General features: G+C 37.6%; 18 protein-coding genes, 1 tRNA gene and 1 pseudogene. 14 read left to right on the forward strand and 6 right to left on the reverse strand.

What is annotated here, in order from left to right; translation table 11 throughout:
* The first annotated feature begins 625 nt into the window (after positions 1 to 625).
* The 12 genes from H5118_RS19050 (at position 626) to H5118_RS19105 (ending at position 8,725) form a co-directional block, all read left to right on the forward strand.
* Positions 626 to 1,309 (forward strand): SPOR domain-containing protein, encoded by a 684-nt coding sequence (locus tag H5118_RS19050; RefSeq protein WP_024594911.1) that lies wholly within the window; start codon positions 626 to 628, stop codon positions 1,307 to 1,309.
* A 107-nt stretch (positions 1,310 to 1,416) separates the two neighbouring features.
* Positions 1,417 to 2,007 (forward strand): SPOR domain-containing protein, encoded by a 591-nt coding sequence (locus tag H5118_RS19055; RefSeq protein ID WP_182749727.1) that lies wholly within the window; start codon positions 1,417 to 1,419, stop codon positions 2,005 to 2,007.
* A 48-nt stretch (positions 2,008 to 2,055) separates the two neighbouring features.
* A complete protein-coding gene (locus H5118_RS19060) occupies positions 2,056 to 2,649 on the forward strand; it encodes a FlgO family outer membrane protein (protein ID WP_182732731.1) in 594 nt (197 codons plus the stop codon).
* 13 nt (positions 2,650 to 2,662) lie between these two features.
* On the forward strand, positions 2,663 to 3,355 hold the full coding sequence (locus H5118_RS19065) for a FlgO family outer membrane protein (protein ID WP_182749729.1): 693 nt from the start codon (positions 2,663 to 2,665) through the stop codon (positions 3,353 to 3,355).
* A 7-nt stretch (positions 3,356 to 3,362) separates the two neighbouring features.
* The gene (locus H5118_RS19070) at positions 3,363 to 4,031 is read left to right on the forward strand and encodes a FlgO family outer membrane protein (RefSeq protein ID WP_182693886.1); all 669 of its coding nucleotides are present in this window, start codon (positions 3,363 to 3,365) and stop codon (positions 4,029 to 4,031) included.
* A gap of 72 nt (positions 4,032 to 4,103) precedes the next feature.
* A tRNA-Arg gene (locus tag H5118_RS19075) sits at positions 4,104 to 4,178 on the forward strand.
* A 304-nt stretch (positions 4,179 to 4,482) separates the two neighbouring features.
* Positions 4,483 to 5,721 carry an integrase domain-containing protein gene (locus tag H5118_RS19080; protein ID WP_182749731.1) on the forward strand — a complete coding sequence of 413 codons (1,239 nt, stop codon included), beginning with the start codon at positions 4,483 to 4,485 and terminating at the stop codon, positions 5,719 to 5,721.
* 10 nt (positions 5,722 to 5,731) lie between these two features.
* Positions 5,732 to 6,517, forward strand: coding sequence for a hypothetical protein (locus H5118_RS19085; RefSeq protein ID WP_182749732.1), 786 nt, complete (start codon positions 5,732 to 5,734; stop codon positions 6,515 to 6,517).
* A gap of 140 nt (positions 6,518 to 6,657) precedes the next feature.
* Positions 6,658 to 6,858: an AlpA family transcriptional regulator gene (locus tag H5118_RS19090; protein WP_121637829.1), complete on the forward strand. Its 201-nt coding sequence runs from the start codon at positions 6,658 to 6,660 to the stop codon at positions 6,856 to 6,858.
* A complete protein-coding gene (locus H5118_RS19095; RefSeq protein WP_182749734.1) occupies positions 6,858 to 7,262 on the forward strand; it encodes a hypothetical protein in 405 nt (134 codons plus the stop codon). The genes H5118_RS19090 and H5118_RS19095 overlap by 1 nt, the downstream gene beginning before the upstream one ends.
* 60 nt (positions 7,263 to 7,322) lie before the next feature.
* Entirely contained in the window at positions 7,323 to 7,742 is a 420-nt protein-coding gene (locus H5118_RS19100; RefSeq protein WP_182749736.1) for a hypothetical protein, read from the forward strand.
* A 317-nt stretch (positions 7,743 to 8,059) separates the two neighbouring features.
* Positions 8,060 to 8,725 (forward strand): inovirus-type Gp2 protein, encoded by a 666-nt coding sequence (locus H5118_RS19105; RefSeq protein ID WP_231619765.1) that lies wholly within the window; start codon positions 8,060 to 8,062, stop codon positions 8,723 to 8,725.
* 216 nt (positions 8,726 to 8,941) lie between these two features.
* On the opposite strand, the gene H5118_RS19110 is transcribed toward H5118_RS19105, so the two are convergent.
* From H5118_RS19110 to H5118_RS19135, 6 genes and pseudogenes are all read right to left on the reverse strand, one after another.
* On the reverse strand, positions 8,942 to 9,757 hold the full coding sequence (locus H5118_RS19110; RefSeq protein WP_182749738.1) for a hypothetical protein: 816 nt from the start codon (positions 9,755 to 9,757) through the stop codon (positions 8,942 to 8,944).
* A gap of 133 nt (positions 9,758 to 9,890) precedes the next feature.
* Positions 9,891 to 10,127, reverse strand: a complete 237-nt coding sequence (locus H5118_RS20490; protein WP_220497280.1) for a DUF1269 domain-containing protein — start codon at positions 10,125 to 10,127, stop codon at positions 9,891 to 9,893.
* A 339-nt stretch (positions 10,128 to 10,466) separates the two neighbouring features.
* On the reverse strand, positions 10,467 to 11,297 hold the full coding sequence (locus tag H5118_RS19120; protein WP_182749739.1) for a DUF2971 domain-containing protein: 831 nt from the start codon (positions 11,295 to 11,297) through the stop codon (positions 10,467 to 10,469).
* Positions 11,298 to 11,868: 571 nt separating this feature from the next.
* The gene (locus H5118_RS19125; RefSeq protein WP_182749741.1) at positions 11,869 to 13,626 is read right to left on the reverse strand and encodes a GGDEF domain-containing protein; all 1,758 of its coding nucleotides are present in this window, start codon (positions 13,624 to 13,626) and stop codon (positions 11,869 to 11,871) included.
* A gap of 402 nt (positions 13,627 to 14,028) precedes the next feature.
* Positions 14,029 to 14,961: a hypothetical protein gene (locus H5118_RS19130; protein WP_002961341.1), complete on the reverse strand. Its 933-nt coding sequence runs from the start codon at positions 14,959 to 14,961 to the stop codon at positions 14,029 to 14,031.
* A gap of 144 nt (positions 14,962 to 15,105) precedes the next feature.
* Positions 15,106 to 15,261: pseudogene (locus H5118_RS19135) on the reverse strand (dihydrolipoyl dehydrogenase); the annotation flags it as partial.
* A gap of 817 nt (positions 15,262 to 16,078) precedes the next feature.
* Here H5118_RS19135 and H5118_RS19140 point away from each other — a divergent pair.
* Positions 16,079 to 17,752 (forward strand): FMN-binding glutamate synthase family protein, encoded by a 1,674-nt coding sequence (locus H5118_RS19140; protein ID WP_220490830.1) that lies wholly within the window; start codon positions 16,079 to 16,081, stop codon positions 17,750 to 17,752.
* Positions 17,752 to 19,464 (forward strand): thiamine pyrophosphate-dependent enzyme, encoded by a 1,713-nt coding sequence (locus H5118_RS19145; protein WP_182749743.1) that lies wholly within the window; start codon positions 17,752 to 17,754, stop codon positions 19,462 to 19,464. Before H5118_RS19140 ends, H5118_RS19145 begins: the two co-directional genes overlap by 1 nt.
* Positions 19,465 to 19,559: the final 95 nt, after the last annotated feature.

Genomic DNA, 19,559 nt, shown 5'->3' on the forward strand with positions numbered 1-19,559 from the left:
GTCATAAAGCTATGTAAGAGACGTATTACACAAAGCTATATAGAAAAAAGTTTAAAAAACTTTATTTTGAATTACGAAAAAGAGGCCGCTGGATAAAGTGGGGATCCCTCAGCCCGAAGGGTTCTGCCTCGGGGCAATTTACTCTTTGTTGCCTACATGGATGTAGGTAAGGGGCGTGAGCAGGACGCGGAAGCTTTACTCGGTTTTTACTTATTCTTACAGGGATGTAAGTCAGTAGAATAACGCAGGAGCAGTTATCGAGCCCACTAGGTTACAAACCTCGCGCCGCGATTAAATAGCCCCTAGATTGAACAAGTTTTAATCCTGAAAGGTCAACAGGCCCTAGAGTAAAATAAGAAAGGAGCCTCTTTAAAAATAAAATTTTTAGGTCATTACAGACATATTGTTATTTATGTTGTAAAGTTTGTGTTAACTGGCATTAAATTTGTATTAAATAATGCTCTCAAGGAAGGGTGGGAGTATGCAACGTTGTGTTTTACAAAACACTGACAAGCATGCGAAGAGCTAAGTTTTATAGCTCACAGCTTAAATAAAGTTAAACGCTTTCTTGTGAGAATGTTTAACTGAAATGTAGTGAAAACACTGCTTTCAGGACAGCAAATACATGTTTATATATAAAAAAAATAACATTGGGCTTTTACTTAGCTTGCTAATGCTTTTATTTGGCACAGCATGCAGCGTTACGCCTGAAATAAAAACCATTGATGAACAGCCTCAAAGTAACTCGCCTGACTACGTATCAATTACAGCCCTTGAACTTGCTCAGCTAAAAGATGCCGCAATGCAGTGGCAACAAGCTCGTGAAGGCATAGAGCGAATTTTAAGGTTAGAAAAAGAAATAACTTATCTCGTAAATCATATTGATATTATAAACAGCAAAGCAATAGCGCAGTCTAATCAAGGGTATAGCAGCAAGTCTGTACGTTCACCACGAAACACACGCAATGTTAAGTCACGCCAACAAGTTAAACAAAACTACAGTAATAAAAAACAAGCTGTAAAATTAAATAAACCAAAACATGTATTTGCTTTGCAAGTAGCTTCGGTTGACTCAGAGCAAGGTGTGGCTAAAGCATGGCAAGAGCTAAATACTAAAGCAGCACCGTTATTTAGAGACAAAATATTGACTAACGTAGAAACCGCCAAAATAAACGACAAAATGTTTTACAGGCTAAAACTTGGCTCTTACCAAAACTTTAAAAATGCAAAAGCAGACTGTGACGTATTCAAGCTGTATAAACTCGATTGCATAGTAAGTAACTACACCGATAAGCCAGTAAGGCTGTAGTTAAGAAACTTGCTTAAAAATTGTTTATCCATAAAATACACCCTTCATAATTAAATACGTTTAGGGGATAAATAACCCCCTAAACAACGTCATTTTAGGGAAGTTAAATGTTATTAAAATGGAGTTTAGAATGCATGATGCTAATGGGTGTACTTGTTTTATCTGCATGTAACTCATCTCAACAAGTTAAAATAACTCAAGCAACCCCGCAACCGATTCTTATTGAAAAGTCTGATTTAGAGCAGCTCAAAATCTCTGCGGCACAATGGGAAAGCTCTCAACCAAAAGTAGAGGAGCTACTCAAGTTAGAAAATAAATTAACGCAGCTTGCTACTAATCTAAAACAACTGAATGATTCTGATTCTCTAAATAGTCTTGTAAATGATGAAGTCAATAACGAAAGTATATTAAAAACCCACTCGGCATTGTTTGCTTTACAAATTGCCGCTTTTAAAAATAAAAATGCATTGCATAAGAAGCTCAGCGAATTCCAAGAAAAAATACCACAAAATATTATCTCACCCACTGAGATAAATGTAGAAACCGTAAGTGTTAATAACACAACTTTTTATCGATTGAAGTTAGGTGCTTATAGTAATTCAGCGGACGCAAAAAGTGATTGTTTAGCCCTTATAAAGCAACAAGTAACATGTTTTGTTAGCTATTATGTTCAACAACCTTACAGAAGTACGATATAGGCATACAAATTGCTTTATCCTCAGTATGTTTTGAAGAGGATGGCAATTATGCGCCTTTTACTGCCTTTATTGTTTTTAAATTTAGCTGCTTGTAACTTGGTGCCACCACCAGAACCAAGTGTGCCTACAGATGCACCTAAAGCAGCCATGGCTCCTTTTACGGTTAATGACTATGTAGTTAATTTAACGTCGCAACTTAACCACCTAAACGGAGCATTAAATGCTAATGCACGTGTTGGCGTTAGTAGCTTCTTTTATGCAGATGCACTAGATACAAAATTAGTGACAGGGCAGGCCTCAGGCTTAAGTCAGCAGATCCAAGAAAGTCTGCTTACGCAATTTACTCAACTAGGTTATCACACCGTTGAGTACAGACTTGGGAATAACCTTTCTTTATCAGAAAACTCAGACAGTATTTTAAGTCGCGATTTAGGTAAATTACGTAATCGCCAAAATATTGACTTGGTTATCACAGGAACAGTGACTCGCCAGCAGCATGCATACATAGTTAATGCACGGCTTGTGAATATAGAAAATAAACAGGTGCTCTCTGCGGGAAGTACCGAGATCCCAATTAATGTAATGTGGGGCAATGAGAAAATTCAGCAGCGTGACGGACTTTTATACCGAAGCGAATACTAATTTGGAGCACAAAATGAAAAACCTATTAATTACATTATGCTTACCACTGGGCTTTGGTTGCTCTCAAATACTAGGCACAATGAATACAGACACCGCAACACCACAAAGTGAGCAAAGCAATCAACTGGTGAGTAACCAACGCGACGTTGCAGCGCCTGTTTCTGATGATAACTTATTTCAGTCAGGAATGGCTCCACAAGATAACTACACAAAAGCAACACCGCCAATGCGTAAAAATATTAACCATTATGTGCGCGGCATAATGCAAGACATGGTTGAAAACTTACAGTACGTAAGTGAACAAACACCATTAGCTGTTTCGAGTTTTATTTTTTTAGATGAAGACTACAACGATGGTAGCTTACTAGGGAATCAAATTGCAGAAAGCTTCATGCATGAATTACACAGCTTTGGTGTACCCGTTATTGATTTTAAAACAACTGATTATATGCGCGTTACCTCAACAGGCGACTTTGTATTTAGTCGCGACTATTTAGAGCTAAATCAAGATCAAAACTTTAAGTATGTACTAGCCGGTACGCTTGTAAACCATCAAGGTGGTGTACTTGTTAATGCACGTATTGTTGGGCTAGAAAGTAAGGCCGTAGTAGGTTCTGCACAAGGGTTTATTCCACAGTCGGTTGTTGATGCGCTTAATAGTAGCTATCGCACTGATGGCATAATGTTAAAACAAGTAAGCAAGTGAGATAATTATGTATAGTAAATTATTAAACCGCTTTATCGTTTTTTTTGCTTTAGCTAATTTAACTGGTTGTGCCTTTACTCAAAATAATGAAAGTGCTGAAATGAATGCATCTTCAACCACACAAGTAAATTATGACTTAGCAAGCATGCTTAAAACAGCTGAGCAAAAATCAACTCAAGACGATGCTAACGGCAATCAATTTACACCACTTCAGCACCATAAAACACTTGCTAACTATGTAGAGCAAATGGCACTTGATTTGGTTGATACGCTTGAGTTTGAAAGTGATACCGACACCAATATTAATATTGCCGTTACTACCTTGGTCGATCTTGATTCATCGCTTACTAAAAGTAATCAATTGGGTAATCAAATTTCTGAAACATTAATTCATCAGTTACAAAAGTTTGGTTATGGCGTGGTTGATTTTAAAACAACCCAAACAATAGATGTAAATAGCCGTGGTGATTTTGCTTTCTCGCGTGATATTGAAAAGCTTAGCGAAGAGCAAATGGCGAGCCATGTATTAGCGGGTACATTAATTTATCGACATGATGCTGTTGTTGTAAATACACGTGTAATTAATGCGCATACAAAAAAAATCGTCGCGAGTAGTCGAAAACTAATCCCAATTTATGTACTAAATAAAGAAGATATATACTTATCAAGCAATTAAGTTCAGTTGTCGCTTGATATAAAAAACCAGATGCCGTTATAATTCACACCTCTAAGCACACAGCTTATTTGTGGCCTCTTAGTTAAATGGATATAACGGCCCCCTCCTAAGGGGCAGTTGCAGGTTCGATTCCTGCAGGGGCTACCAACTTACGTTTTTGTTTGTATTTCATACTACTTCATATTCATTCATATGAGACCAGCTTAATCGTCTAGGGCTTGCTGTAGCTGGTTATACCTAAAGTTCAAGTTCTACCATATCCCACCATAACCACTTTTTATATTCCATTTTTTTAGTTACACTCATAGTTACACCGAATCATTTTATCGATTTTGATGTAACTAAAACCGCTGTAATTCAGTTAAGCAGATGAAAATTAAAGGAAGAATGAGGATCTTGATTTAAGTATCCCATTTTAGGCCTAGCTACCTGTTCGGAAATGGAGTGAAACATGGCAAGAGCAACAACCCCTTTGAATGATACGCAGATAAAAAATGCGAAACCAAAAGCAAGTGAATACCTATTGTCGGATGGTGGCGGGTTAGGCTTACGTATAAAAAAGAATGGCTCTAAAACGTGGCTGTTTAATTACTACCGTCCGCACATCAAAAAGCGAGCTCAAATAAGTTTTGGTATTTACCCTGCAGTGACGTTAGCAGTAGCTAGAAAGAGGCGTGACGAGGCAAGGGCGTTACTTGCTGATGATATTGACCCTAAAGAATATAGAGAAAAAATTCAGAGCACCAAGATAACTGAGGCCAAGAGCACATTTGAGGCAGTGGTTAGGGAATGGGTATCGCTTAAGGAGCCAAAGGTAAGTACTAGATATGCTTTTAATCTGCGTAGGGGGTTTGAGATTCACCTTTTTCCTGATGTTGGTGATATACCGATTAGTAAACTCTCGGCTCAATTGACTATTGAAGTCTTAAAGCCGTTAGCTGCTGCTGGAAAGTTAGATATTCTTAATCGAATTTGTAGGCGCATAAATGAGGTTATGGAGTTTGCTATTAATACAGGCCGACTACAATCCAATAATTTAAGAGGTATCAGCAAGGCATTTGATAGCGCTACTCATACAGGTATGTATAGCTTTGCTCCGCAAGAATTACCCGATCTTATTAGCATAGTGAATAGCGCTAACATCAAGCTAATTACAAGATGCTTATTTGAATGGCAGCTACATACAATGGTTAGACCTGGGGAGGCTGTGAAGGCTGCTTGGAGCGAGATTGATTTTGAAAATAGAACGTGGAATATTTCAGCGGAAACAATGAAAAAAAAGCGACCTCATACCGTACCACTTACGCCTCAATTACTATCTTTACTTGAATATATGAAGCCAATCACAGGCCATCGTGAATTTATTTTTCCTGCATATAAAAACCCTCGTAATCACTTAAGCCGTGAGACCTTAGGGGCAGCGCTTAGGAGAATGGGCTTACAAGGTAAGCAAACAGCCCACGGTTTACGAGCGCTTGCCAGTACAACACTGAATGAACAAGGTTTTGACTCTGATTTAATTGAGGCCGCACTAGCGCATGTAGATAAAAACCAAGTACGCGCAGCCTACAACCGAACCGACTATTTAGAGCGCAGACGTAAAATGATGTGCTGGTGGTCTGCTCATATTGAAGCGGCTAGCAAGGGTGATTACTCGGTCACTGGCAATCAGCATTTAAAAGTAGTTTAAGGATTAGCTAATGGATGAATTTATTAGTGTAGATGAAGCGTTAGAGGTGCTTTTTGATAAAGCAGATATGGACGATAAACAAAAGTTAAAGCGCTTATTTCAGTATTACAAGAGAGGGGAAATTGATTTTTATATTGAATTATTTGGTCGGCATAGTCGTTATGGTGTGCGTGAAAATCAGCAGGAAAGCCCTGAAAGTATAGAAAAGTTGGAGGGCTTTTTTAAGTTGAACCGACAGCATTGTGATGAGTATTTCTCTGAATTATTGCTTTTACATTTAGGTGTAGAGTTCAAAGATAGTGATGTTGAAGCGGGTAGCAATGTTATTGATCCCTACGATCATCACCTTTTCTATGAAAGCTTTAGTATTGGGTTGGTGGAAGATATTGAAGGGCAAGTGTGGAAGTTAAAGGATCAAGAGCTAGCAGAATATAAAGGAATTGAAGTACATCATATTCACCCTATACACCCTCAAGTTGATGACTTATTAATTAAGGCTGATCAAGTAGCAATATTAGTGAAAGCAATTAAGCCAAAAAAAGAGCCTCATAATCGTTTCGATATTATAGATAAAAGTAATAGGGAAAGAATGGAAATACTGGGGGCAGCATTAGCTGTATTATCTGAATTTAGGGGGGAGTGTGTAACAAAAACCACAGGTAAAGTGGCTGGCGCAAAGGTAGCTAAGTTAGTTGAAACCAAAGCACAGCTATTTTGGCCTGAAACATTGGAGCCTCCACAAGATAAGGGGTCGATTGAAAAGATAATTAATGAATGGTTGAATAAAGCAAGGTGAATTTTGTTTTGAATCATATTCTTATATTTATTTTTAGAAAGCTTAGTCTTGAAATCCGCAACCAAAAGTTAGCTGTCGTGTAATTTATTTTTGAGTCCTTAATATTCGCCTTGACCCAATAAAATAGAAGGTGAAAGGCGATGACAGATAGAATTTTAAAATTAAATGATGTTGTGGAAATTACTGGCGCTAGCGTATCTACGATTAACCGCTGGGAAAAGGCGGGTAAGTTCCCTGCTAGAAAAAAGCTAGGTATTAAGGCTATGGGCTGGCTTGCTAGTGATATTCAAAAATGGATGGAAAGCTTGCCCGGTGCTAATGAAGTGAAAGGGGCGGCCTAATGAAAGGGAGCAGCGGCAAAAAAGCCGCCACTCAAGCCAATTCAGCAGCCAATGATAATAGCCCAAAAAAGCCGAGAACGCAGCCAAAGAAAGAGCGAGCATTTATTTATATTTTACAGCACCCTGCAGGTGCTACAGAAAACGATATTTTGCGTAACGTTGGACTATCCAGTGGCAGGAACTACTTTACGCAGTTAGAGCGCTTGCACGGTTTTGAGTTAACGCGAGTGAATGATGAGAACCCAGACGGTATAGGTACTCATCTTAGATATAGCTTTTCATCACCAGAAATAGCAGCGGCAATTTTGAAAGAGATTAACGCGAGCCGGGCAAGGCGAAAAGCAGGAGTATTAAGCAAGGAGCAAGAGGCGGATTTGTTGGCGCCTTTTAATCGTTTGTCATAAGTAATTACTAAAGTATTGCCATTACCGGCTATTAAAAATTTAATTAAAAGGAACAGGACGATGACTACAAACAATATGAAATATGATGCTAGCATTTCGGCAGACAATTTTGACTATCTTGATGGGGCGGTAAGTCAGGTACATAGCCTAACAGTGTTTATTACTGCTAATGATAACTACAAGTCTATGACAGGGGCCACATTAGCAAACTTACTTTGGACGGTTAGCGATCGCATAGGGGGAGTTTTAACGGATAGCGTTGATATGTATTTTGGTGAAATTCCTAGAGAACAATTGAAATTTGAGCAGCTTTTAATTCAGGCTAAAACGGTGCTGGACGCTTTGCGCAATAGTGAGGGGTTTGGCGGATTGCTTGGAGGTCATCTGAGTAATGTAATTTGGCTGGTGGATGGTCTGCTTGAGGATGCTATAAAAGAATTAGGCAAAATGTCTACTCGTTCTGATGAACAGGCCGCTTAATAAAAATATGCGCCACCAGCATATTAAATCAACTTTGAATTATCCCTTGGTAGTGATCGTGGCCAAGGGAAACCCACCTAAGAAAATAGCCTAAAAAACCTATGTACCAGTATTTTTATGTAAGCGAATACTATCGCTGTGTGCTTTGTCGTTTATGGCTTTTTGTTGGTGAAGCAATATGAACACTCAAAGTCGGTTTTTTACCCTCGAAAAAAGGCTATTTTTGAAGATGCGCCCCAGTAGAGGCGTTATAGCTATGGATAGTAGCTACTAACAATTAACTGGGTATTTAATAATATCTAATCTACGGCTCATGAATGACTAACCAACTAACCATAAATAACAATGATAAAGGGTATGAACACATTTTTGTCCACGGTGAAAAAGGATGGTGGGTAAACGCTGGAAAAAGTGGATTAATGGTTAAGCCTATGCGAGCTATGCTAGACCAGATTGAGGCTATGTTGAGCAACCATAGTCGTGTGATGTTAATTCGTTTTGATTTGCGTATGGAGTCGTACACGCCAGATAACAAAATCATCACTGTATTTAACCGTAGGCTGTTTAAATGGGTTAAGGCTCAATATGGGGTTAGTCGTATTGGTTTTGTATGGTGTAGAGAGCTTGAGAGGGCAAAACGTCAACATTACCACTATGCGCTTATGCTTGATGCGTCAAAAGTTAACTATCCAAACAGCATAACCAAGAAGGTTTTACAGATATGGGGCGAGCTTAACGGTTCGGCTTATGTACCAAAAAATTGTTATTACATCATGAAGCGTGATTGCTTGGAGTCACAGCAAGAGGCTATTTACCGTATATCTTATTTAGCTAAAGCGCGTGGGAAGGGCTACAAAGCTACTCAGGCTAAAAATTACGGTGCTAGTAGGATAAAGCTAAGGGCTAATGGGTTTTATGGCTCTTTTAAAGCGTGTGACAGGGTGAACAGTGCGGAACAAATGGCGGAACAATTAAAATTTTAAGTAGTTGTTTTTTATCTGGTAGTTATTAAATTCGGAACAAATGAGGGCTTAAATAAACGATTTGTTTTTTTAGGCGTCTAATAAAAGGCACTGTAAGCTCTTAGTTGAAAATTAACTTTACAGACCGGGCAATATTTTTTGTTGCCGTAATTTGTCACGTCTATCTGGAGTAGTTCGAGAAACAATTTTAGCAATTTGCTTGTTAGATGGTTGTTGTTAATTTTCGAGAATAAGGTTAAAAATTTCATGTTCATTCAATGGACCCTCTGAAAGGAGATCTAATGTCATCTCATCAATATTAAAGAGAAATAAATCGATAAGAGCATTACGAACCTCATGGTTATCGTTATACCTTGCAATAAAATCTAAAATATCGAAGAACCTACGAATTGGTTTAGCTAATTCTTCTTTTGGTAAGTCCATGTAATATTGATTCATTAGTTCATGTTTAAATAGAGCGAGAACTAGGGCTGTATCCTCTAAATTATGTATATCTGTTGATGGAGCATACTTAGGTTCTCCAAATTTAGTAAAACATTCCTCATGAGTAAAATCTTTTAGAACACAACAAAACCTGTACTTAGATAGTTCACGGTTGGCACGTTCATCTTCAAGTATTTCATATAGCGGCATTTTTTCATTTTTAGCACTGTCGTTGAGTAGCTTATTGTAAGCTTGATTTTTTTGCTTAAATGAAATCTTTCGTTCGAATGCCTTGGTTGAACTATCTAACATCGCATTAAAAATCTTTATCGCTTTATCAAATTCTAAAACATCGTTAGTTGCTTTAAGTTCTTTTTTGCTTGTCTGCCAAGTGAGGAAAATAAAAATAGAGGTAATAGCCAATAACGGAGGAGTTAATATTCCATTAAAGTAGCTTGCAGTATCTACCCAATTCTTTAATGGGGCGTCTAAATTAAAATTAAAAGAACTAAAAAAATACCAAGCAACAACAAAAAACAAGACGACAATCGTAAACCCGTACAAACATGTAGAGACTATTGTTGTGTTATCGTTCTTTTTTTTACTCATGATCATTCCTTTGTGTAAACGCATTCTTATCGATTTTTAATTACTTAAAAATTAGAATTATTATATACCGACCAGTATTAGCTCTATGCATAACAAATGGGGGAGGTATGGGTTACTAAACTTAATTTGTAATTTAAAGTGATCCAGCTACAAAGCCAACCGCTGCCCCAATAGCCGTTCCCCAGCCTGGCATTATTTGCGTTCCAATCATTGCGCCTGAACCAGCGCCACTAAGTTGAGCACTTTTCTGCTGCTGATCTAAATTATTATTTGTCATTTCACGATTTTGCTCTAAATCTGACAGGGTTTTTAATGATCCTGTCGCTTTGTTCTTAGTGCTTTGTCTCGCTTGCATAATTGAATAGCTCATAAGTCAGCCTCGATGATATTGAGTGATATTTAAGAGATAGTTTACTGATGTGTGGGTATTATGCAATTTGATAGCTTTATAGTTTGTGTCCCTAGTCGCAGTAGAACATAACAAAACGCAGGATAGTAAAAAATTTAAGTTTTGTTTTGTAAGGTTGATAAGTTTAAGGGGGAACATTTTGACGCTGGAAAAATCAGTTTGTTCTTTTGTAATTATACTTAGTTAAATTAATCACTGTAGCTTCATTTTTGGAACTTAAACATGACTCAATAAAATTATCATTTTTTGTTTGCATATGGTTTATTGATGCAAGCTGAGTCATGGGGGGCTTAGCTTTTTTTAACGACGTTGTCGAATTTGACCACTCAGCTTGCTCTTTTTAAAGTTTGATTTTGGTGAATACTTTTCTATTAATGCCTTTACTAAAAGTTCATCTGCATATGAGCATAGTGGGCCTAAAGTGATAGACATATTAGAAAGCTTTTTTGGGCAGATATCTACGTCGATGAATTCTGTCTTAGGAGGAATACCCAAGTATATTGATTTAATTGCGGTATTAGAAATTTCAATAATATTTTTTGAGCAGTATCCATTAGGAGGTGGAGGGAAAGCCAATAGGTTGTATCTATACTCCTCTTGAAAAGACCATACCTTATTCTTGTGAATAGCTAAATTACCTGCTACTGGGATACTCATAGTTGCTTGCCCATCAGGCTGAACTTGTAAATCAACTGTGTTTTCATATATCCCTGAAACATTATCAACATACTTGACCTCTTTCCCGAAGTGCCTTTTTATTAAGAAGTCTGGCGATATATAATATTGATCACACATCATTTGATTAAGTGGGATTGGCGATAAGGTATCATCAGAAATATTAATATTTAGGTTAGGCATATCTAAAGGATTTGGCTTTCTCATATAAAAAGGGTTATCGTCAAATGTGATGCGAACCCCTCTCATGTCTGAAGTGTACATTTTCCAAAGAGGAATACTTTCCTCGTCATTAGTTGTCCAACAACTAATATAAATAAATGGCGAAAGATCATATTTTCCGTAATTTTTTGATTCCTGAACATCATCAACATTCGTAAGTCGGTTGAATCGAATCTTCTTTGAATTAAGAATCAGAGCTAGTGTCTCTATGGTAGTATAGTGATGCTTGTTCATTCTTTCCCTTTGAGTAAGTATATAGATTCTGAATAGAGTACTATATTCCTATAACTATGTTGACACCCACATATCTTAATTTTTTTAATTATGTCTATAAATAAACTTACATTTGGTTGGATATCTAATTAGCTATTTAATTTTGAATATTAATTTAATTCGTTCCATGAATAATTATCCTTTTCTATTTGTAGTCCAATAATTTCACTTCTCATAAACGCTGTAAATAAGATTAGCAAAGTAGTGACAAAACAGTTTAGTTACACTGATAGTTACATTGTCTTGCTGTGATTTTGTTTAATTTGATTTATTTCAATGGTTTATGCTCTTAATCTGGTGTTTGCAGGGGCTACCAATTAAATCAAAGACTTAATCTTTATCCAAAACTAAGCGATACTAGCTACTTGTTTGGCCAACTTTAGTTCTTTAGTAATCTTTGAAACTTTCGCTCAAAAGTAAAAAGCTGCCGTTCAAATTACTATCTTTTGGATAATTGTGTATCCAAGCTGAAAGTCAGTTTTGTCATCGATATATATTTTCTTACCGCACATAAGGTAAAGTTCTTAATTAGCTATTTTGGGGCAAAGCAAACTCTGTTTTTACCAGATTTTTTAGCTATATATAACTTATCATCGGCTTTCCTTATTAATGAATTTAAATCTGAATCAGAATTGCTATAAAGTTCAACTGCTCCCATTGAGAATGTTATATTTGAAAGACCATCGACTTCAACCTTGGATAATTTACTTGAAAGACGCTCAAATAAATTTTTTGCTTCTTCAATCGAAGTAGCTGGTAGGATAAATAACCACTCTTCACCTCCCCAGCGACCAAATTTATCCATTGCTCTAATATTTTCTGAAGCAATATCTGCAAATTTCTTTAGCACAAAATCCCCCACATCATGCCCATAAATATCATTTATAGATTTAAAGTTATCTAAGTCAGCCAATAGTATTGTTAAATTTTGACATTTGCGTTGAGCAATTGCTAATTCTTTGGTTGCTTGAAGGGTAATTGCTCGTCTATTTGGCGCACCAGTTAGCACGTCAATCATTGCTAATTTACTCAGTTCATTTTTAGATTTTTGACTCCGGTAAACAATGAGTGAAAGCAAAAGTACAGTTATCGATAACGTGATAATAAACATAACTAAAATATAATTTTTTTGTTTTTCATTTTCTTTTTCTAATTTAGTTACTTCAAGCGACTGTTCTAAAATTCTGTTTGCGCTTTTTTGCTCTTCAACTTTATATTCAGAGAGTAATTCATCTAATTCTTTTTGGCTCTTATCGTCTTCACTAAGTAAGTTTTCGTAATACTTATCTTTATATTTCATAGCATCTTCGAATCGTTTTTGTGACTTACTAAATTCAAAAAGCCATTCATATAACTTTTTTATCTGATAGTCGTCCATTAAGCTATAGTGGTCTTCAATTAATTTATTAATCATGGACTCAGCTTCTGACAATTCACCATAACTTTGTAATAATTGAATATATAATATGGAGCCGTCTAATGCCGTTCTAGTGACGCCAAAGTCAGATAATATTTGGATAGCCTCTTTTAATGTTGATAAGCTTTTGTTCTTGTCTTCAATCTCCAAGTACCCCCAATAAAGTAATACTTCAGCTTTGGTTACACAAGAATCCACTGAATCTAGCATGCTAACCCATTTATCTCTTTTCTTTTTATATTCAACAGCACTATCAGTATTTAGATCGGGATAGGCTTCGCTGCCTTTTCTAAAGTTAACGTATAATATTAATTCAGGATCACCAATTTCATTTGCTTTAATCTCAGCTTTATCAAAATAGGTATTTTTTTCTTTTTCTATGCTCGATTCGGCATTATCAAAATAGCCGCCTATTAAAGATAAAGCTCTAACTTCAATAGAGTTTTTTGGCTCACCTATAAAATAGGATTTGTATTCACTAAGTAATGCAATTGCTTTTTCAGTCTTTGAATCCCAAAACCAACTTTGAGCCATTACGTATAGATGCCATGCAAAGCGAGGATTACTTTTATCTAAAATATTTAAGGCTGTAATCTTGTTTCTAATAAGCTCTATGTTATTTCTATCTTTTTCAGCATCAGCAATTGTTAACTCACTGAATAAAAGGTGAGTTTCAATATTGTTATGAACGCAATGATTTTTTAAATGTTCGTTTATTGCCTTTAATTTTTTGACGTTTAGAGTCTCTATCGAATTATAAAGACTTGAAATAACAGAGCCATAATTTGTACAACGACTCTCTTGCGCATTGCTATGAAATGTAATGAGAGTCATTACTAAAAGAGCGGTGAGAATTAAAGGTTTAAACTTCATTGTTATTTACTGCAAATTATAGTGGTAAACCAATTTCCGTTTAGGTTATCAGAAAGAATAAAAGTTACTACACATACGCTAAAATTTATATGCTGCTATGCATATAAATAAACTTCGAGACATTATAGTTAGGAGTTGTAAGTTATATCCGATGTTGTTTATAAGCGAGTATTGGGAAGGAGAGTGCTTAGGGAAGGTCTACTTTGTAAAGTTAAGTGAAAAATACAAAATGATCGTAATCTTGTCTGAACTAATACAGTTCAATGCTGTTCTTGGAAACTTAAGGCGTTAATAACTAATCCGTGAGGCGTTAGCAAAGAATCAACTTTCTGGTTAAGTTCTTATAAATAAAAAAGCGAGTAAATATAAATCCACTCACTTTATAATTTTGTTAGCTAGGTCTTAACCATCACTAGTAATTTTATCGATTAACTCACTAAGCACGGCTTCAGCTTTACTTGTTTCTACTTGGCAAGTACCTGCATTTAAATGGCCGCCGCCGCCGTATTTAAGGCACAGTTCGCCAACATTGGTGTTTGAACTGCGGTTAGTTATTGATTTACCTATGGCATACACTACATTTTGCTTTTTAAGGCCCCACATTTTATGAATCGAGATATTGCAGTCGGGGTACATGGCATAAATAACAAATCGGTTTGTGGCGTAAATTGTTTCTTCTTGAGTTAAATCAAGGACCACTAAGTTTTTATGGACGGTAGCGCATTGAGAAATTTGCTCTTTGGCTTTTTCGTTATGCTCGTTATATAAAGCAACACGTTCGGCTACGTCTTCCATTTGTAGGATTTCTTCGATGCTCTGATCTTTACACGCATCAATCAGTTTCATCATTAATTGGTAATTTGAAATTTTAAACTCGCGAAAACGGCCAAGTCCAGTTCGCGCATCCATAATAAAGTTCATTAATACCCAATCGGTTGGGTTTAATATTTCGTCTTTTGAAAACTGAGCAGCATCGCCTTTGTCTACCGCGTCCATCATTTCAACAGAAATATTTGGAAGTTTTTCAGCGCCGCCATAATAGTCATAAACTACGCGAGCTGCTGATGGGGCTTTTGGGTCAATAATATGGTTTTTTATGTCGCTTGAGTTGCGAACGGTTTCGCTAAGGTGATGATCGAATGCTATATGACAGCCTGCAACGTAGGGGAGGTTGGTCGTAATGTCGTTTTCGGTAATGTCTATTTTGCCATCTTGCATGTCTTTTGGATGAACAAATAAAATATCGTCAATTAGGTCTAAGTCTTTGAGCAATACGGCACAAACTAAGCCATCAAAATCGCTGCGAGTGACTAGTCTAAATTTATTATTGGGCATAGCTATTCCATCTTTTTAATTGAATTATCAATTAAGTGTAACAGCTAAATTTTTTTTTGAGAGGTTAGCTTAAAAAAATTATAAAAAAAGCCAAAACGTTAGTTTTGGCTTTTGCTTAGCAAGTTTGTATGTGTGGCAAATAGGTTATGCGCCTGGACCACATTCCATACATGAATTTACAATGTCTGGGCCAAATTTAAGTTTGGCGTTTAAGTCGCGAAGGGCGGTACGTAACCCTTCTTCAATTACTGGGTGGTAAAATGGCATATCAAGCATTTCTGGTACGGTCATTTTGTTGCTACCGAGCTTATAACCAAGATGACGCATATAACAACTTTACACCGATAATAAGTTTTTAGTGGACTGTTGAACAATGTCCATTTGTTTGTGCATTAAATCTCGAACAGCCCTGAGTTCTCGGGGATAAATATAGCCTCCAGAGAGTATATCTAGACTTAGCATTTCAGCTAACCGGCGTGCATCACTATGCTCGTTGGTATATTTTTAACCAGAGTATTGCTGGGTTGCAGCTGGATTCGCTAAGTGAAGTTTAAACTTTGCAGCTATTAATGCATCAACTTACCAATACAAATTAAATGTTGATTCAACAACAAGTCCTGCTAGCTTGTATTTATAAGGGGCTAAAAAGATAAAATGACAGAGATGTCATTATTTAAACGATTGCAGTTAAGCGTTTCACCCTGTTCATTAATGATAGGAATTACACTATTATTTGAATGCAAGTCAACTCCACCCCACCATATAGTTTTATACTAAGCTCCTCTGATAACGTTTATGTCTTGGTCAACACAACTATATCGAAAAACTCTAGGAGCTTTGTATATGATCATCAAATTTTGACTTTATACATCACAATTTTGCCTTGTTATTGTGCTATTTTCTTAGCGCTATAATAGATCACTTATTTAATGCAATTGCTATTAGTTGATTGAGCGTAGCCCATTTTTGTTTGTTCCTTTTTTAGTCTCTTTCATCAGTTTTTGTTCAGTTTGCTTATTATAGTGTGTCCCTAGAGTAGATTATTAATTGCTCGAGCTTGGGTTAGTATATGCTTTCACCTTGCTTTTGCTCACTCAAAAGAAAGGGAAATACGATAATGAAACAAATGGCTTCTTTTTTTCATTTATTAATGCGCGCTTTTTTACCGATCAGTGCATTGATTGTGTTAGTGCTAGTTCTGTTTTTAAATCCTTATAATTACCTCTCAATATTCGTCATCATTATTGCTGGTTTTTTTGTGGCACTAGGCATTAAAGACAGGTTGCAAACTAGTAGCACGTTGCTTAGAAATTATCCGGTAATAGCATGGATAAGGCACATATTTTACGACTTACGACCATTTTTACGCCAATACATTGTGGAGGATGATTTAGAAGGTACACCTTACAGTTTTGAAGCGCGTAATCTTATTTATGCTCGCTCGCAAGGTAAAAGTGATACGCGACCTTTAGGTACAGAACGCAACGTAAAAGAAGATGGTTATACGTGGGTTTGCCACTCTATGGCACCTAAATCTCAGCCAGATACTAAGCCAAGGGTAACTATTGGTAATGAGCAATCTAGCCAACCTTATGAAGCATCCTTATTAAATATATCGGCAATGAGCTTCGGCGCATTATCGGGTAGAGCAGTTGAGGCATTAAATAAAGGCGCTAAAATAGGTGACTTTTATCATGATACCGGGGAAGGAGGGCTTAGTGAGTATCATAAAAAGCATGGTGGCGACATTGTATGGGAGTTAGGCACTGGCTACTTTGGTTGTCGCGACGAGCACGGCAATTTTGATCCAAAGCAGTTTGCTGATACTGCACAAAGTGAACAAGTAAAAATGACTGAAATAAAACTCAGTCAAGGTGCTAAACCAGGCCATGGTGGCTTGTTACCAGGCTCTAAGGTAACTGAAGAAATAGCCCGCACCCGTAAAGTTCCCGCTCATGAAGATTGTTTGTCGCCCGCTGGGCACTCTGCTTTTTCAACACCCGTTGAATTACTTGAATTTGCACAACATATGCGTGAGCTTTCTGGCGGTAAGCCAGTAGGGTTAAAGCTGTGCGTTGGTATGCCCCACGAGGTTATGGCGTTGGGTAAAGCTATGCTTAGCACTGAAATTTACCCTGATTTTATTGTGGTCGATGGCGCAGAAGGCGGTACGGGCGCTGCACCTAATGAATTGTCGGATTGGGTTGGTATGCCTTTAGAGGATGGTTTAGTAATGATGCAAAATATGTTAGTGGGTACGGGGTTAAGGAAGCATATAAAGCTCGGTGCCAGTGGTAAAATTTATAATGGTATGGGCATGGCTAAGCATATTGCTTTAGGCGCTGATTGGTGTAATGCCGCGCGTGCGTTTATGTTTTCCATTGGTTGTGTGCAAGCTAAGCGTTGTGACAAAGGGACGTGCCCTACGGGGATCACCACCCAAGATCCACAGCGCCAACGCTCGTTAGATATAGAAATACAATCACAAAGAGCAGCGCTGTTTCATTCTAAAACGTTAGCTGCATTAGGTGAAATTGTGGGCTCCTGCGGTGGCGTTCATCCTAGTGAGTTAGATCCCCATCAAATTATAACGCGCATAGATGCAGCACAATCTAAGTCAATTATGGAAGTCCATCCATTTTTACCTCCTAACAGTTTGCTTGATACCCCTGGCGATACAGCGTATTGCGATTGGTGGGAAGCTGCTTCTAAAGATACATTTAAGCCAATTAAAAATTTAACCGATGCAATGGGAACAACGTTATTAGCACATAAAAGAGGACATTACTAATGAGTACAACAGTTTCACACGTTATAGCAGACACTCTCGTACAAGCGGGAGCAAAACGTTGTTATGGTATTGTTGGCGACACAATAAATCATTTTACTGATGCGATTAGGCACACCGATTTAAAGTGGGTCAATGTACGTCATGAAGAAGTAGGTGGCTTTGCCGCCGGTGCAGAAGCTTATATGACAGAGCAGCTTGCTGTTTGTGCTGGAACATGTGGACCTGGCAGCTTACATTTTGTAAATGGTATTTTTGAAAGCCACCGTAATGGTGCCCCTGTTGTTTTAATAGCCTCCAACATTGATAGGGCGGAGGAAGGAATGGATTTTCCACAAGAGTTGGACCAAACCAAAATTTACGAGCAGTGCTCTGTATTTTGTAAGCGTATTAGCCACCCAGATCAAGCTCGGCGTATCGTAACCCAGGCAGCTCAAGCGGCATTGGCACACAAGGGGGTGGCGGTGGTTGTAGTTAATGGCGATGTATTTAAGGAGAAAATAGATGATGATTTGCCTTGGTCGGTTCACCAGCCTCAACCGGTTATTCGTCCAAGTGACGACGAACTCAAAAAGCTTGCTGGTATGATTCTCGATGCAAAGCGCATTACCATTTACGCAGGTATTGGCGCCCGAAAGGCGCATGATCAACTTATTACTTTGGCAAAAAAGTTAAACGCTCCGATAGCTCATAGTTCGCGAGCAAAAGAATTTGTAGAGCCTAATAACCCTTTTAACATTGGTATGACAGGGATTTTAGGAAATCTTGCAGGAGTGCAAGCAATGAGCGATTGCGATTTGTTAATTTGCTTAGGTTCTGACTTTGCCTACACCCAATTTTATCCTGAAAAAGCCCGTATTGTGCAAATCAATAAAGAGGCTAACCATTTAGGGCGCCGTTCGCCTATCGAACTTGGTTTAGTGGGCGATGTTAAAGATACTTTAGCTGCGTTAACCCCACTACTTGAACAAAAATCAGATAATAGACATTTGAATGAATCGCTTGAGCAGTGGAAAAAAGACACTCAGGGCTACAATAAAAAGGCAAAACACGACTCTGACCTTATTCACCCGCAGTACCTGGCGCAGCTACTCAGTGAACAGGCCACTGATAATGCTATTTTTACCGCCGATGGAGGAAGTCCAATGGTTTGGTTATTAAGGCATTTAAAGGCTACAGGAGAGCGCCGTTTTTTAGCCAGTTTATTGCATGGTACTATGGCAAATGCGTATCCTCAGGCATTAGGAATTGCAAATGCATATCCTGATAGGCAAGTAATAGCAATGTGTGGCGATGGCGGGATCACCATGTTATTGGGAGATTTACTTACCTTAGTGCAAGAGAAAATAGCAGTTAAAATTTTAATTTTTAACAATGACTCACTCGGCTTTGTAGAAATGGAGCAAAGGGTAGAAGGCTTACTTGATAGTTACACAGGTCTCTCGAACCCTAATTTTGCTCTATTAGCACAGCAAATTGGCTTGCACAGTTGGCAAGTATCAGACCCTGATGAACTGCCTTCAAAGATGCGCGCATGGCTAGATGCAAAAGGACCGGCTTTATTAGAAGTAAAAGTAAATAGAATGGAGTTAGTCATGCCGCCTAAAATAGAAGCAGGGCAGGTAGCCTCTACGGCTTTATTTGGCCTTAAAGCAGTACTAAATGGTCGTACTAACGAAGTAGTGTCGTTACTCAGAGATAACTTTATTAAATAATACAAATCTGCTTATATAGAGAGTCTATCTAACGTTAAGAAAATTGCGCTAGAACTAGGTGATGTTTTTATCTTTTTTGATTCGATTAACAATTA

The organism is Pseudoalteromonas sp. SR41-1, from assembly GCF_014164015.1.
Lineage (GTDB): Bacteria > Pseudomonadota > Gammaproteobacteria > Enterobacterales > Alteromonadaceae > Pseudoalteromonas > Pseudoalteromonas distincta.

Coding starts and splice junctions, on each gene's coding strand:
- H5118_RS19050 (WP_024594911.1), top strand. CDS start 626: ATGTTTATATATAAAAAAAATAACATTGGGCTTTTACTTAGCTTGCTA.
- H5118_RS19055 (WP_182749727.1), top strand. CDS start 1,417: ATGTTATTAAAATGGAGTTTAGAATGCATGATGCTAATGGGTGTACTT.
- H5118_RS19060 (WP_182732731.1), top strand. CDS start 2,056: ATGCGCCTTTTACTGCCTTTATTGTTTTTAAATTTAGCTGCTTGTAAC.
- H5118_RS19065 (WP_182749729.1), top strand. CDS start 2,663: ATGAAAAACCTATTAATTACATTATGCTTACCACTGGGCTTTGGTTGC.
- H5118_RS19070 (WP_182693886.1), top strand. CDS start 3,363: ATGTATAGTAAATTATTAAACCGCTTTATCGTTTTTTTTGCTTTAGCT.
- H5118_RS19080 (WP_182749731.1), top strand. CDS start 4,483: ATGGCAAGAGCAACAACCCCTTTGAATGATACGCAGATAAAAAATGCG.
- H5118_RS19085 (WP_182749732.1), top strand. CDS start 5,732: ATGGATGAATTTATTAGTGTAGATGAAGCGTTAGAGGTGCTTTTTGAT.
- H5118_RS19090 (WP_121637829.1), top strand. CDS start 6,658: ATGACAGATAGAATTTTAAAATTAAATGATGTTGTGGAAATTACTGGC.
- H5118_RS19095 (WP_182749734.1), top strand. CDS start 6,858: ATGAAAGGGAGCAGCGGCAAAAAAGCCGCCACTCAAGCCAATTCAGCA.
- H5118_RS19100 (WP_182749736.1), top strand. CDS start 7,323: ATGACTACAAACAATATGAAATATGATGCTAGCATTTCGGCAGACAAT.
- H5118_RS19105 (WP_231619765.1), top strand. CDS start 8,060: ATGACTAACCAACTAACCATAAATAACAATGATAAAGGGTATGAACAC.
- H5118_RS19110 (WP_182749738.1), bottom strand. CDS start 9,757: ATGAGTAAAAAAAAGAACGATAACACAACAATAGTCTCTACATGTTTG.
- H5118_RS20490 (WP_220497280.1), bottom strand. CDS start 10,127: ATGAGCTATTCAATTATGCAAGCGAGACAAAGCACTAAGAACAAAGCG.
- H5118_RS19120 (WP_182749739.1), bottom strand. CDS start 11,297: ATGAACAAGCATCACTATACTACCATAGAGACACTAGCTCTGATTCTT.
- H5118_RS19125 (WP_182749741.1), bottom strand. CDS start 13,626: ATGAAGTTTAAACCTTTAATTCTCACCGCTCTTTTAGTAATGACTCTC.
- H5118_RS19130 (WP_002961341.1), bottom strand. CDS start 14,961: ATGCCCAATAATAAATTTAGACTAGTCACTCGCAGCGATTTTGATGGC.
- H5118_RS19140 (WP_220490830.1), top strand. CDS start 16,079: ATGAAACAAATGGCTTCTTTTTTTCATTTATTAATGCGCGCTTTTTTA.
- H5118_RS19145 (WP_182749743.1), top strand. CDS start 17,752: ATGAGTACAACAGTTTCACACGTTATAGCAGACACTCTCGTACAAGCG.